This window comes from Nocardia wallacei (genome assembly GCF_029869545.1).
Classification (GTDB): domain Bacteria; phylum Actinomycetota; class Actinomycetes; order Mycobacteriales; family Mycobacteriaceae; genus Nocardia; species Nocardia wallacei_A.
In genome coordinates this window covers 47,917-63,948 of sequence record NZ_JARWQD010000290.1, presented here as the reverse complement: position 1 = coordinate 63,948, position 16,032 = coordinate 47,917, and the positions used below count along the sequence as shown (strand labels likewise).

Sequence of the window (16,032 nt, the reverse complement as noted above, 5' to 3'; positions counted from 1 at the left end):
TAGTCGATAGGTCAGATACGCGTGCAGGAGCATCGTGCCGATCTCGGTCGGCGTGGGTTCTCGCTCCGGCTCGACCCGTGTGGTGTGCGCGTGGTACGAGGTCTTACCGTCCGTGGACGGAGCGACCGTGACATGAAAGATCTTGAACGGCGCCGTCGGCTCCAATACCCGTGCGAGTTCTGGATATTCGGCCGTCTTCGTGGCGACCAGGTGGGCCAGTGCACGCCGGTGCATGCCTCCCATGGCGACGACATGCAGGGTGCCGGGCCGGTCTTCGGTCCCCGGCTCGTACTTGACGTGATCGGTGACCCACTCACCCGACAGAGCCGGGAACATGTGGTGAGAGCGTCTGGACACCTCGTCGTCGAGCACCCGGGCGGCCTCGTGATGCTCATCGACCACCTGGCGCAGCCGGTGAATGTCGGTGGCGCGCTGCATGATCTGCGCACGGTGCTCGGAGGCCTTGCGGAAGCGTTCGGCCAGTGGGCGGAGCGGGTCGTCGGGCGGCAGGCTCGCGGGATCGCCGAAGATGTCCAGCGGGAGATCGGCCAGCACCGCGGGATCGACTCGCAGGTCCGCGGCCAGTGCGATCCATTCGCGCTCGGTCGCCTCGTGTCTCGCGGCGAGAACCGGTGCCCGAGGGGTCAGTTCGCGCGGGTTGTCGATCTCCAAACGCGTGGCCAGGTCGGCGCGTTCGCGCTCCAAGCCGTCCGTCCGGCAACCGGCGGCTTCGAAATCGAGGATTGCCTCGTCGCGCTCGGCGGGAGCATAGGGCGCCGGAACGAGGGTCTCCGCCTCGCCGTCTCGAGTCGATCCCGTCAGCGTCCGATGACGTTCGAGCACGGCGGACAGCCGCGCGAGCCATGCCTCGGTGCGGAGCAATCCGTGGACGGCGTCCGTGGCCAGCTTCATCGACCACGTCGTGCCCGGCAGGAGCACCCGCTCCAGCTGTGCCGGGTCGACGCCGAGCCGTGCGGCGATCGTTGCTCGCCGCGCCGCCGACCGCGCTGTCAGAGTCGCGATGGCCTCGCCGATCGGGACCATGGGTGGATCGGTGCCCGGACGCGACCGCAGACCGAGCCGGTCGGTCAGCTCGTCGCGCTCTCGTTCCAGGGCTCGAAGTTCCCGGCCCGCATCACGTTCCGTCGCGACCGTGACCGGCCGCGCCGCCTCGCGGACTACTCGCCAGCCCGAATCCGACCACCGCAGGGTGTCGCTCGCTGTCTCGGCCGGGTCCACCGGCGCCCACCGGGCTGCGTCGTCGAGCGCGGACAGCGTGTGATCCAGCCACAACTCCCAACCGGTTCCCTCGAGTGTGGGCCGCAGCGCCGCCAATCGCTCTCGGTACCAGTCGATCTCCCGCCACAGGTGGCCGTCGACGACGAAATCGACGGTGTACTCGATGCGGCTGTCCGTGATCCTCAGCCGCTCGGCGAGCGGCCCGAGCGCCCGTCGCAGCTGTTCGACATCGAGGTTCTCGAACCTGCCGCGCGGCCCGCCCGCAGAGGGGTAGGCGTCGTACGGGTCCCCGGCGCCGCGTTCGGAATTCGACGGCTCGGGGCCGTCGGAATCGAGGTCGATGGCAACGGGGTCGGCGTTGTCGGATCGGTAGGGCCCCGATGCCGGTTCTGTTCCGTCGGTCGGCCGATCGGATGCCAGGCGCCATTCGCTCGCCACTTCGGTACCGATGGAACGCCTGGTCAGTAGATACCCGGCCTGTGCCAGATGTCGATATACGTTCTTGACAGTGGTCGTCGAAACCCCGAGCGTCTCGGCGACGGTCTCGGCCGTCGGCAGCCGCCTGCCCTCGGGGAGGCGGCCGTCGACTATCGCCGCGCGGAGCGCGGAAATCAGTGTGGCCCGCCAGCCTTCGCGGTCCGCGCTGCTCGCAAGTTGGGCCTGTGAAGACCGGGCGGTCAGCGCGGCCAGCATTTCTTCGGCGGTAAGCGGCATCGCGCCGTGTGCGGCAGGGGCATTCGGCCACTGCCGTTCGTTCGTGACTCGCGTACCGATCGAGCGGCGGGCGACCGCGTATCCCTCCGTGGCGAGCTGCTGGTAGGCGAGTCGCACGACATCCACTGTCAGCGACAGATACTCGGCGAGTGCTTCGTTGGTGGGCAGCAACTGGCCTTCGGTCAGCCGTCCGTCCGTGATGGCCAGGCGCAATTCGGACGCGAGCGCGGTGTGCCAGCTACCGCCGCGGGCGGCCTGTTTCGCCAGGTTCCGCTGCGGTGGATCACCGGTGAACGCGGCGAGGAGTTCTTCGGGCGTGAGCGGTATTTTGGTGTCGGTACCCGGCTTTACCGCCGCCCACCGGTCTCGCGGCGAGACCACGGGGCCGGATGTGTGCTCGGGCCGCAGGTATCCTTCGTCGGCCAGGCACTTGAATGCCCGGCGCACGGTCTGCGGCGGAACATCTTCGAACTGTTCGGCCAGGTCCTCGGCGGTGGGGAGCCGTCGGCCCTGCGCCAGTCGTCCGTCGGTGATCGCGCGCCGCAGTTCGGAGGCGAGTGCGATGCTGCTTCGAGTGGCCCTGGACGCCAACTGATTTCGCGGTCCTTCCGCCGCGAGCGCGGCGAGTAGGTCCTCGGGGGTGAGCGATGTTTCGATGGCCACCGGTGCCGTGTTCGGCCATTGCTCCCTGGGCAGCACCACGGTCCCGGTCACACTGGTCTTCAGGTAGCCTTCGGCGGCCACCTCGGCGAAGGCCAGGCGTACGGTTGCCGGCGATACGTGCTGGAGATGTTCGGCCAGCTCCTCCGCGGACGGCAGCCGTCGGCCCTGCGCCAGTCGTCCGTCGGTGATCGCGCGCCGCAGTTCGGAGCCGAGCACGACCTGCCAGCTTTCGCGGGAAGCCCTGGCCGCCAGGTCTGTTCGAGTCGTTGCCCCGAAAAGCGTGGCGTGCAGTTCTGCCGCGGTAAGCGGCACCACGGAATAGGGCGGTGGTACCGTCGGCCAGCTTTTCTTATCCGTAACGACGGGCCCGGACCGGGCCTTGGTGCGAAGGTAGCCATCCCGGGCGAGCTGACGATATGTGTCCATCACGATCCGTTTGGACACCGTTCCCAGGTAGTCGGCGAGTTCGTCCGCGTGGCACGCCGATTCATCCACGGCCAGCCGATTCGCGACGATCGCACTGTGGAACTTGAACAGCAGCGCCTTGGACCACCCGATCCGCACAGCCAGCTCCGTCAGCGGTGGCTGTCGGGTATCGGCGTCGAGTAGCGCGAGTAGTCCCTCTGGCGACGAGGGGTCGTACTGTAACGACTGCGGGTCGGGCAGGTCGTCGGCAAGCGCACGTACTGCCCGCCGCTGCAACTTCCTGGCCGCGCGTAGCGTGCGGTCGCCATCCATCGCGGCAGCGGCCTCGGCGGTCGGGAGTCCCTGCAGGAAGCGCAGTTCGAGGTATTGTTCCCACCGCGGATTGCCGAGGCGCCCGATGGCCGCCCGCAGCTTGGCGAGGGCCGTATCGTCGCCCTCGGCTGCGGCCGTGAGGGCCAGTTCGACGGCCGCCTTGACGGTCCGCAGATCCGCGGAGTCGGGGATACGCTGCTCCGGCGTACTCTCGAGGGTCTCTTCGAAGTCCACGACCTCCGAAGCGGGAACCCCGGCCATCTCGTGCGCCGCGTAATACTCGAGCGATTGTCCGACCAGCGCCCCGAACCCCATGGCCGCGGCGGCATCCGCGGTCGACATTCCTTGCCGGTGCCGGAGCAGGAGATATCGATGTCGGGTGGAGTTCTTCTGCTCCAGAGCGTTGAAGCGTTCCCGGAGTTCTCGATGGGACAACTGGGCAAGGTGCCGACCGTGTTCCCCGTCGCGAAACTGTTCGGGGAGGGCCCGCAGCAGCAGTTCCCGCAGTCGCGCGGAGCCGAGATGATCACGGATGAGATCACCGGTCGCGGTGGCCAGTGCTCGCCCGATATCGGCCGTGGGCGAGCCGATCAGCGCTGCCGTCGCGGCGAACACATCGTCGGTGATCTCACGCGCGAGTCGTTCGCGCTGCGCCGTATCGAGATCGACGTCGCCGCGCTCGACGGACCGCTCGACCTCGCTCCTCGCACGGCGAAACACCCGATCCTCGAACCGGTTTCGCAGGTCTTGGGTCCCCATCGGATCGGGCTTGCCTCGGATGGGGCTGTCCGTGCCTCGGAGGTTGGCGTCGGTGGGGTGGGGTATCGGTTGGAGGGCGCCTCGTTCCCCGGCTGGGGTGTCCTCGTCGTGCTTGATGGTGAAGTAGGCGAGGTATGCCTTGTCGACGGTGGGGTAGGGCTGTGTCCACCGGTCTCGGGTGCGAACGCGGGCGACAGGTTTGTTGTCGAGCGGGTTGGTCTGCTCGGGGATACCGGTGTCGAAGATGACTGCCTGCGGTGTGCCGTCGATTCCGATGGACTTGGTGACGTAGTAGGCGTGTGCGTTCCCCTCCGCATCTTCGACGACGAACACGGCGCTGTGGATCTGCTCGTTGTCGAGGAGGGTGTCGATGTGGGGAGCCAGCGGATCGTTGTTCGGGTTGTCGGCGGTTTCGGGTACGTCGATTTCCCTGATGTGGGTCCGCAGACCGGCGGTGAGTTCGCTCCAGGTTTCGGCGTCTTTATGAGGTATATGCGCGTCGTCGAGCCCGTCGGCCCATGCGGCGCTGATTGTTTGGAAGAGGCATTTGTAGACACGCCCCGGGATCGTGTCGGCGTTCGGGTGCTCGTCGGAGCCGTCGCGGCTGAACCGGCCGGTGGTGATGTGGCGGCTGGTGGCGGGCTTTCTCGGGCCGAATTCGCTGTGGGCCGTGGCGGTTCCGCCCGCGGGGGATGTTTGCCAGTACTCGACGGCGTGCTCGGCGGTGACCTTGCCATTGGCGAAGGTCAGGCGCCGGACGGCGACTGTGCTCTCCTGGATGACGATGGGAGTTCCCCGGCCACCTTCGAGAACCCATTCTCGTTCGTCGGCAGTCCATTTCGGCAATTTTGCGGCGGTGCCGGGAGCAAGGTCGTTCGTGACGACGACATGTAGTTTGTGTTCGTCACCGTCTCCCGTGACGGCCACATCGAGAATCTCCTCCGGCAGCAGCCCGTGGTCTTCGGCGTTGCTGAACAGATGCTTTTTGGAGTTGGTGATCAGTTCGCTGACGGCGGTTATCGCGCTGTCGATGTGGTCGCCGAACAACGATCGATAGGGCTCGAGTCGTGCTGTGGCGGCGTGCCGTGTGGCCCTGACCTCAGGCAGATATCGGGGACGTGGTGGCGGCGGAGCCTCCTCGTCCGAGTCGGGGAACGATGACATCAGGTCATCGACGTCCACCGCGGTCTCGGGTTCCGACGGCTGAGCGGAGACCCCGTACGTCTCCTGCCAGCGGGCATCGGCATGCTGCTTGGCAGACTGGGTTTCGGGCTCTCGGGCGGCGCGTTCCACCGGCGCCGGTGTCGGGCCGAGATACCAATTGACATCGACGTAGCTGTGGTCGGTGATGATGTCGACGAGCCGGATGTGCAGTTCGTCGCCGTCGAGTTCGGCGGTGAGGGAGATGGTGCCGACTCCCCACCGGATGGAGGCGGCGACCGCGTCGGCGATGTCACGGATGTAGTCGGCGGTCGACCAGCCGCTCAGCAGGGTGCCGAGTTGTTGTGCGACCTGATCGGCCATTGCGCTGTCACCCGCGGTGATGCCGGCGCGGCGAAGCTGCGGCGAACCACGGGTGCCATGATCCGATGTGTCGGATTCATCGGAGTCGTGGAGGTCGATAGCGACGGGGTCGGGGCCCGGATCGTCGCCGGATGCGGTCTGCTGCGTGAGCGACGCCTGTTGGAAGGCGGCGCGAACGAGTGGGAGGGCCTCGTCGGCGATGCGTTGAGCTGTCTCCGGCGAGACGCCCAGGCGTCGTGCAACACGCGTCATGGGGAGTTCTTCGAGGAAGTGCAGCAGCACGACCTGTACTGCGAGTTCGGAGTCCGGATTGTCCGACAATGCCTTCCGAAGGATGGCCGAATACTTCTTCGACAGCGGTTGGCCTGCAGCCCAGCGTTGTTCGATAATCGCGCGCGCCCGAGCGACTTGCGCGAGATCGAGGTCGACTGCCTGGGCGATCTCCAGATCCGAGATACTGTCCGGCTCGCCGTTGCGCCGGATATAGGTTTCGACTCTCACGGCCAGTTTCCGGGTGTTCTCATCCAGGTCCGGGAATCGGCGCGCGAAATAGTCGTCGAGGCACGAATAGCGGGCCGTCGACCAGGCCAGGTCGGAAAAGTCACCGAGGGGGGCGAAATTCAATATCGCGATCTTGATTTCCCGTTCCGCCAGCTCGATGAGGTCTTGGCGGTGCGTATCGGATTCGGCCCAGCCCGGAGCGACCACGGAGGGAATCCATGAATAATGTTCCCGATAGATCCTCTCCTGGAGCTCCCATTGCTCTCTCGAACCTGGTTCGGAGGCAACCAACTGCCAGAACAGGCGCTGTATCGCGGGGTCGGCCGCTTTCGTGTCGGGGCGTACGTAGAAGCGCTTCAGCGCTTCGACGACAAATTCATTGGGTAGGCCGAGTCCGGTTCGTAGTTTCCGCAGTTCGAGGACCCGCGGTTTGTTGAAACCGCGCTCCCATCGGGAGATCGTCGATGTTGATGTCCCGGCGTGTCGAGCGAAGTCTTCCTGACGCACGTCGAAATATCGCCGCAACTCGCTGAGCCACTCGTGTAGGTAGGTCGACTCGCGCGGGTGCGGCAGCTCGGTCGGTGCCGGGGGTTCTGCCGGGAACAGTTGGAGCAGCCGCTCGCGCTCCGCAGGCTCTCCTGTCGAATCGGACCGGTCCTCCAGCACGGAGATGGCCATCGCCACCATCTCCGATCGTGTCTTGGCGTCGAGTAGCTCGCGAATATCCCGGAAGTACTCCCCGATGGATCCCCCGGTCCTGCCGATCATCTCCCCTATTTCCCGGTCGCTCCGGCCTTCCGCTGCGAGTTCCAACAAGGCCTTGTCTCTGGGGGTCAGGAAATCCACTGCGCGAGTGGATGCGGGTGCCTCGAAAATGTTGTTGCGGATCGCGAAGGCCACCATGGCAACTCGATTGCTGCTTACGGCGAGTGCTTTCGCAATCAGTCCCAATTGACTCTCGACCGTTCTGGGGGGAAGCTTCTTGTGCTTCTCTATCCTCTTATCGGTCCAACCCGCCGCGATCAACTGCAGAAGTTCGATATGGTTGGGAGATAGCATGACATCATGGCGGGGAGGACCCGTGATGTCCGGCGAATCTACAACTCCGGCCCTTGCCGCGGCTTCCAGCAGGTCGGTGCGAAAGTCGATGCCGAGCTTGTTCGCAACTCCGAGCCAGCGTGCCGTGACGTTCTTGGTGGAAATTCCCCAGACGGCCCCGATCTCGGCATCGCTCTTGCCCGCCGTGGCCATTCGGAACAATTCTTTCTCGCCCTCGGTCAGGGCCATGTACAGCTTATCGGGCAGGTTGGCCGGGTTCGTGCCGCGTTCTTCTCCGAACCAATGGCCCGCTGCGCGCAGCGTCGCACCGCGGACGTCGAGGTTCAGTTGCTGGGCGATGGTCGTGAATTGCTCGGAGACACGCTGTGCGGTGAGCCCCCACCGCTCCGCGATTTGCTCATCGGACCTACCTTGCGCAGCCAGGCGGAGCAGTTCGACCTGCAGTACGCTCGGCTGTGCGGCCGAACCGGCGGCAGACTCGGCGTCGCGACCCCGAATGGCGGCGATCGCGAGTACGTATGCCTGGACGGCGGCCCACAACGGGCGATCTCGAGCGGCGAGATTTCCGGATGGCACAGGTTGTGCCGCACCGCGACGACGTTCGCCGGGACCGAACCGACCGAGGTTTGCCCGCTGGGCTGCTCCGATCACCCTCATGGCGCGTTGCAGTTCGGATGTCGTCGCCTCGGCCAGCGGTCGCCGGAGTTCCTCGGCGCCTTCGGATTCCGCGAACGCCTGCTGGATGCGTTCCCGGAAGCGGGCGAATTCGGCATGCTTGGGCATGAGGTTACGTGCGACGAAGACAACCCATTTCTCTACGTCGCGATCGGGGATCTGCGCGAAACGGTCCACGCTGGCTTCGATTGCTTCGTCGGCGATCTCCCGCGCCGCACGGGGTTCGGTGAAGGCGGTCGATATCCACCGAAACAGCTTGTCGCCGAACTGATTCCGAAGCACCTCGATCGCCTCATCGCGACGTCCCTGTGCGATGTACCGGTCGATCAGCTGGCGCAGCACTGTTCTGGGCACGGGCGCCGTTCGATGCGTTCTCTCGCCGGAAGATCCCGGCTGCCCATCCTCGGGCTCGCTCGGGTCGATCGGGACCGGAATGGTCTCCGGTGTCCGGGTTCCCGTGCGCTGCTGTCGGGATGCCGGGGCCGCAGAAGGTTGTGCGGTGTCCTGGCCCTTGGCCGCCGCCGGGCCGCGCTGTGCCTCCTCCAGCCGGGCCAATTCGTCGAGTACGAAACCGGTTTCGGGGTTCAGGTACGCGACCTGTTGTTTCGCGTAGGCGGTGCGGTCGGCTTGGGGCTTGGCGCGCCACGCTGCGGCGAGGGATGCGGCGGGGCCGTTCGTGCGGGTGCTCGGGCCGGGTTCGGATGGGGCCGGGACCGGGCCGCGATAGTTCACCTGCACCAGGGCGTTACGCTGTTCGGCTTCCGCCACCACCTGGGAGTGCGGGATGCGCCGGAGCAGGGCCTGCAGGACGTAGGCGGGATGTGTGGGGTCGACCGGTGCGCTCTTGCCGAAGGCGTTGTTGGACTCGGCCAGCGCTTCCACCGGATTGAATATCCTGAGGCTGCGCAGGTTGCGTTCGTAGGCATCCGGTCCGTCGCCTTCGACCGCGAGCAGCCTGTTGAGCGCATCGGCATCGAGCCACCGCCGCCATGCGCGATAGACGACCTCGGGCGCGATCGTGCCCACGTTGTCGTAGTGTTTCGTATCCTTCCCCGCGGCAACGGCGCGATCATTTCGCCCCGCTATTCCGGCGCGCCGCAGCCATACGTCGAGATCTGCGCGACTTCCGAATCGGCTCAACCACGATTCGAAGGTTGCGCGCAGGCGTCCCTCTTCATCGTTCGTCAGCTTCTTCCTACCGGCGCTGTACACATTGAGCTGCCCCAGCCACTCATCGAATTCGGTGTCCGCCGGCAGCTTTCCGGCCTGTTTGAAGCCGACGAAATGCTCGTACAGGAACCCGAATCCCCGTGTTCGCTTCGGGGAGAAGTAATCTTCCCGGCCGGTTTCGTTGCGCAGGTTCGCGATCGATGGATCGTTGTCCTTGCCTTTCCAGGCGGGCTCGTTTCGCAGGTTCGCGATCGGCGGAACGTCGCTCTTGTCCTTCCGGCCGGTTTCGTTGCGCAGGTTCGCGATCGGTGAGTCGCTGCGCTCGTCCTTCCAATCGACCTTGGTTCGCAGGTTGGCGATCGGCGACTGGTTGTACAGGTTGTTCCGGAGAGCGTGGTCCTGTAGGTGGCCCATCTCATGGCTGACCGAGTCGTACGCCGGATCACCCGTCGGAGCGTTCAGGCGGCCCGCCTGCACCGCATCTCGCATGCTCCGCTGGAATTCCTCCGGGTTGGCGAAGAGATTCTCGTTCAGCACCATGAAGGTCGGCGCCGACTCGGTGAGGCCGCTCGGAGACCAGATGCAGGCACCGGTCTTGCCCCCCATGCGAGCAACGAGTACTCCGTCGAGCTTGATCGAAGGATCCGCGGCGTAACCGTCGACGATCGCATTCCGGATCGACATCGCCGTTTCGACGGAGATCCCCGGCTTGTTCAGCCCCAGCACGTCGATGCCGTATTCCTCGTACAACCACTGGGCGATGTCCTGCTTTTTTCGTTCGGCGTCGGCAGTCGTCTCCGGGACACCGCTCCTGTCGGCCGGGGACTGCGATCGCCGGGCGGACGAATCGCCGGTGCCCCGTACCGCGATCTCCTGTGCGGCCCACCCGACCAGGGCGAACTGAGCGTCGGTGACATCGCCGGACCGAGATTTCAACGCATCGGAGACGAGTCGTTTGACGGCGGGATTGAGCATATTGAAGCTGTCGGTCAGCACGTTTCCCCGCGCTTCGCCGAGCAGCCAGTCGCCGACATCCAAGCCCGGGGGAACCTGCCACCCACCGGCCTCGGCGGCGGCGAGCGTGGCACGGGCGACGGCGTGCGCCAGAACCTGGACCTGTGGCGGTGGTGTGCCGCGATCGGCACCCCACAACACGGTGCACAGGCTTTGGGCGATGGCGGGACCGAAATGGCGGTCCAGTGCCTGGACGGCGGACCGGTCGCCCTGCTGCGCCTGTTGCAGCGTCCGGGTGCGGTCGTCGGCGGACCACTGGTCGAACGGGACGGTGGATATCGGTGCGGCCGCGAGGATCTGCTGGGCGTGCTGTACCTGCCCGACCAGCTGTTTGATCGCCTGGGTGATCGATTCGGTGAGAGCCTTGCCCTCCTCGTCGGCGAGCCGATGCCGTTGCTGCAGCGCCGTACCGGCCTCGGTGACGGTCTGGCGCTGCGCCGGATCGAGCTGATCGAGGCTGGTGTCCAACAGGTTCCGCGCGGTGGTGCGCAGATGGTCGGTGACGTCGGTCCCGATGGGGATCCCCTGGGCCTCGACCTCGTCGAAAACTGCCCGCTGGACGGCGTGCGCCACCGGCAGCAGCGGCGCGGCGGCCTGCCCGCCCGGTGCGTTCAGCAGCTCCAGCAGCTGGCGAATGATGTTGTCGGCGTGCTCGTCTCGCAGGTTCGGGGCGGCCGGGGGGTTGCCGGAAGCCAAGGTGGCAGCCGACCCGGCGGCGAGACCGGCCGCGGTCGGCACGGCGACGCCGTCCACGGTGGCCTGGGCATGCTGGGGCTGCGGGGTCGCGTGCGGCGCCGCCGTACCGGCGGCCGGGGGAGCGGACTGCTGGGTATGCCCCGTCGAATCACCGGGCGGAGCATTGGCCGGGTTGGCCCGCCGCATCGAGCGTTCCACGTAGGCGAGGTCGGCGGCCTGCTGCTGCAGCTCCGGGGTTACCTGGCGGATCAGGTTCTCGGCCGCCTTCAGGTTCGTTTCGGCGGCGGCCTTCGCCTGCGCGGCCTCGCCGACGGCAGGGGCCGGTCGCGCCCCTTCCGGTGCACGGGCGGCGGCCCCGGCCATATCGGCGGCGGCCTCGGCGTGGTTGGACACCGCGCTCCGATAGTGCGCCACGGCGACCTGCGCCTGGGGGCTCGCAGCGTCGGTGTAGAGCCGGTCGGTGACCGCGACGTTGAAGCAGTAGCTGCCGTTGCGACCGTTGCGCCCCGCGCGCGCCGCCCATTGATGATCTTCATCGGGGTTGCGGGCCGAACGTCCCAGCATCTGCGCGTGCACCCCGCCCAGCGCGTTGACCTCGTCGGTGATCGAGACGTCGAAGCCGCGGCCCAGCATTCCCGTGCCGACGGTCACCTTGCCTCGCTTGCCCGCCCCGTCCTTGACCGACAGCAGGTGTTCCTCGGCGGCATTGTTGTCGCGATGCTCGGCGAACCACCGGCCGTAGATGGCGTCGTGTTCGACCCCCGCCTTGGTCAGCATCAGCGAGAACGCCCTGGCGATATCGTTGGTCGGACTGATCACCAGGACCGGACGTCCTTCGGCCTGGAGTTTCAGTACCTGCGCGACGGCATCCTTCAATTTCTCCGGCCCGGTGAGGAATATTCGGTCCTCCTCGCCGGTCAGTTTCGACCTGGCGAAATCCTCCACCTTCGCCAAGCCGCCCTCGACCGGGAAATTCTCCTTGATTTCTGCGGCCGTTCGTTCCAGCGTGCCCGACATCAGCTTCAAACTCTGATAATCACCGAATACATCCTCGACGGTTACCTGCTTCAACCCCTTCCCATCGGAGTACACGTCGACTCCGAACATCGCCTCCACCATCTTGTGGCGGCCGCCGAACCAGCGACTCTCGGTACCGACCTTCGGGTCGCTGCGCGGTTTCCCGTACTCGTCGAGGATCTGGATCTTGCCGTCGAATATCTGGAACTCTCGATTCAGCTTCAGCCGACCCGATTTGACGTCCAGGAGCGCGCGGGCCATCTCGGTCTCCTCCGCCGAGAACGCTCGACCGGTCCGCTGTTCCCACAGCTGTCCCGCCTTCGTGAGGCTCCCTTCCGGATCGGCGCGCAGGTCCGCGGAGGTCAACACCCGGTCCTTCAACGCTCCGCGCAGGAAATCGCGCACCCGATACACCCCGGCCGCCTCCACGTCCGAGGCGACCTCACGCTGCCCATCGGATTGGTAATGAACCGTCTGGTTGTGCACCAGTACCGCATCCGCCTCATCGATCGTCGCGGTCTTCCCCGGTGGGGCCTGATCGAACAGCTGAGCCGTCGCCCGCTCGTCATAGGTCATGTAATAGACCGTGGGAACATCCGGTTCGGGCGGCGGATTGTGGGTGTCCCAGCGGGCGGCCTCGTAGCCGAGATTGCGGAACATCGGCGCGAACTGCCGGATTCCCTCATTGGCCAACGTCTCGGTCGTGGTGATCACATGGTGCACCCGTTCCGATCGCCCGTCCGAGAGTTCCACCGGATCCCCGCGCGACAATTGCCGCAGCGAGTCCATCGCACCGACAATCGACTTTCCCTGCCCCGTGCCCATCTGGCGCATATATCCGTGCTCACCGAGCAACACCGCCTCGTTCTGGTTCCAGCGCGGCGTCAAACCGGTGGCCTCCCGCACGGTATCGACGCACCACAGCAGCGACTCCAATTCGTCACCGCCCTCGACCCCCTGCCTGCGCTGCGTCCACGAGGCGCCGGCGAACTCCTCGCTCCGCAGGCGGTACACGATCTGCACGGCTTTCGCCGTCGTCTTGAATTGCGTCAGCTGCTCGGGAGTGAGATCCGCCCTGACCGTCGGGTCCGCGGACGGCAGCATCGCCAGCAGGTCTCTGGCCAACGCCGATGCGGCGTCATTGCGCACGGCTACCGCGTCCTCGTACGCGGTGCGGCACTCGGCCAGATTCTCCTGAGCCCGGCTGAGCTGCTCGCGGGCCGCGCGGGCGGCCTCGACCGCGACCCGGTCCTCCGCCGTGCCCTGCCCGGACAGCTCGCGCAGTTCGTCGCCGGGGGCGAGGCGGGTGGCCCGCTCGTGTGCCTCCGCCACACTGACGGCCTTCTCCTGCTGTTTCAGCTCGGCGTGCGTGGCCTGCACACGCTCGTTCGCCTCTTGGATCCGCTGCCGGTGGTGTTCCCACACCAGCTCGTTCTGACGCTGCTCCGCCGAAACGGGTCGTTCGGCCTTGTCCCCCTTCTGCACCTGCGCGCCGGTGGGGTCCGGGCTGGCCCCGTCGTCTGCGCGCCCGTGCTGCGGGTCGGGTTCGGCTGCGGCCGATGTCTTTCCATTGTCCTCGTCGGTGTGGCCCGGATGGGGCTTGACCTCCTGCTGATTCGCACCGTCGTCGTCTGCGCGCCCATGTTTCGCATCCTCGGCGGCGATGTTGTCGCCGTCGGTCGTCGGCTTCTTGTGCGCGACACCGTCTTCGGAGCGCCCGGACCCTGTCTTGGTGGGTTCGACGGCCGGGGGGCGTTCCGACGCAGCGACTTTCGGGGCGGATACGGCGGGCGGGCGATTCCCACCTCCGGCGGCGGGCGTATCTGCGGGGGTACCGGTTCGCGGTTCGGGGGTCCGCGGTGCGTTGCCGCCCGTCGGCTGTGCGGCCGGTTGCTGCCGTGCGGGTGCTCCTGAGCCGTCCGGCGCGCCAGCGGGCTGTCCTGGTGTACGTGGCGCAGCGGGCGCCTCGGGGCTGGCGACCGACATGACCGCTCCGCCGTGCTGCTCCGCCGCTTCGGCACCGGCACCCTCGCGCGGCCCGGCGGGAGTCAGCTCGGAGACGGCGGGCGGGGTGTCGGAACCCGTGGTCGCCCTCTGCTGCGCAGGACTGGCCTCGGCCACGGCAGCCGCCGGGACCGGCTGTGCCGGTTCGTCTTTCGCTCCCGGTGGTTTGGCTTCGGGAGGCCGTGCCACCGGACCGGCCGCCGCATCGGCCGCGACACCGCGTCGGCGTTCCGGCGGCGACTGCCCGTCCGTCTGCTCGCCGGGCCGGGCGCGCGGCTGCTCGCCGTCGCCAGCGTGCGGTTGCCCGACACCGACGCCCTCCTCGACGAGAGGTGGTGCGGCGCCGGACTTCACGGCGTCCGCGCGTGCGTGTTCCGCACCGCCGGTCGCGTCGGAGGAATCGGGGTGCGGCTTGCCCGCCGCACCCGGATTCTCCTGTTCCGCAGGGGACTTGGGAGCGGGAAGTTTCACGCCGGTGTCGGCATGGCCGCCATCGTCTCGGGCGGACTCGGGCGACGGCTGCCGGGCGCCGCCCACCTCGTTGTCCACAGGGTGCGGCTTGCTCGCTCCGGCCGCGGCCTCCGCCGAACCGGCAGCGGGCCCGGGTCCGTCCGCCGTGCCGACGGCCGGTGCGGCGGCGTCGGCGACGCCCGCGGAATCCGATTGTGCGGCAGGAACATTCTGCGGCCCGGGCGCCTCCGTGGCCGTCGGATCCTGTACCACCCCGGTGTTCGGCGCCCCGAGCGGGTTGGCCGCCACGGCGGCGGGGAAGGGAACGTTCTTGACGAAATTGACGTTGTCGACCACCACGCCCGGCATGTTTGTGGGTTGCCAGTCCACGCTGTTGTTCTCCACGGAGAACGGTCGCTCCGGGGGCGGCTTGTACTGCTTCGGTGGCGATACATCCGGCGGACGTTTGCCCGCACCGGAGTCCGCCGCCGTAGCCGCGGCGGCGTCCGGCGACGGAGCGGTCTTCGTCGGCTTCGGTGCCGAGACCGCCGGGTCCGCGGTGGCACCGGATTTGCTCTCGGCGAACTTCGCCGGGCTGAGGTTGTCCACCGAAATCTTCGATACGCCCGCGAACTGCACATTGCGGCTGTTGTTGACCACCGGGGCCGGACGCGGCGCACCGGCCTGCTGGTTCGCCTCCCGCACCCGCGAGACGAGCTGGTTGATTTCCTGTTGGGCGGCAGCGGGATCGGCCGGATCGAAATCCCTCGTGGTGAGGCCGTTCCTTGCCAGCGCATCGTAGAGCGCGGCGTCCGAGGCCTCGGGTTTCGCAGCGGGCCTCGGGGATTCCCCGGCCGACACGGAAACCGGTGTGGCCGTGCGGATGTCGCGAGCCGCGTAGCCGCCGGCGATGACGGCGCCGCCGACCATGCCCGGCAACATACCCTCGGCGAAAGCCTTGGTGGTGAACGCCTCGCCGGTCAACCCGAGCGAGACCGCGGTGCCCGCGGCGGCGCCCCCGAGCCCGCCGAGGCCGCCGATGGCGGCGGTCCCGGCAAGTTGCACGCCGATCCGCGCGCTCTTGCTCTCGCGGCTGGCGGCGTATGCCCCGACCTTGGGCCCGAGCCAGCGGGCGAACAGCACGCCGACCAATCCACCGGAGGCACCGGCGGCCGTCGCCACGCCCGCCGCCTTCCCGTCGATCTTCTCGCGGTTGCCCTCGATGACCTGGATGCCCTGCGCGATGACGTTGAGGCCGCCGCCCTGCAGCATGCCGATCGTCATGGCGTGGCCGATCAGCACGATCCCGCCGCGTTCGGCGGCCAGCTGGGCGATGCGCCCGGCGAGGAACTGCAGGGCCTTCTTCCACGCGCTCTCGATCGCGGTTCGTGCGGCCATACGCTGGATCTGGGCCTCCAGCGCGCCACCGAACGCGAACAGCAGCGCGCAGCGCAGCAATGCGACGAACAGGATCACCAGGATGCCGATCACGGTGATCTTCATCAGTTCGACGGTGTTGGCGTACTCGTAGAGCCCCCGGGCGAGGCTGTCGTAGTAGGTCGCCTGTTTGTGGAAGCGGTCGGCGAACTGCCGGTGCTTGTTCCTGATGGCGGTGGCCGTTTCGCCGCGCGCCTCGCTGGGCTTGCGCGCCTTGTCCTCGTGGAACTGGGCCTTCTTACGGCATTCCTCGGCGCGGTCCGACCACCCGTCGCCGAGCCGTCGCAGCTCGTCCTCCATGCCCAGCGGAAAGCGCCCCGCCGCGCACGCGACCACCATCGGGGGCAGCCACGGCGGTAATACCAAGCTCAT

1 protein-coding gene (only partly in view) is annotated in these 16,032 nt (G+C 67.3%); it reads right to left on the bottom strand.

The annotated features are described in order from the left end of the window. Window positions 1–16,032, bottom strand: the start of a protein-coding gene (locus QH290_RS25545) for an MFS transporter (protein WP_280385647.1). 35,247 nt of this gene lie to the left of the window's left edge; the window shows 16,032 of its 51,279 coding nt (coding positions 1–16,032); it begins with the start codon at window positions 16,030–16,032; its stop codon lies off the left edge, out of view.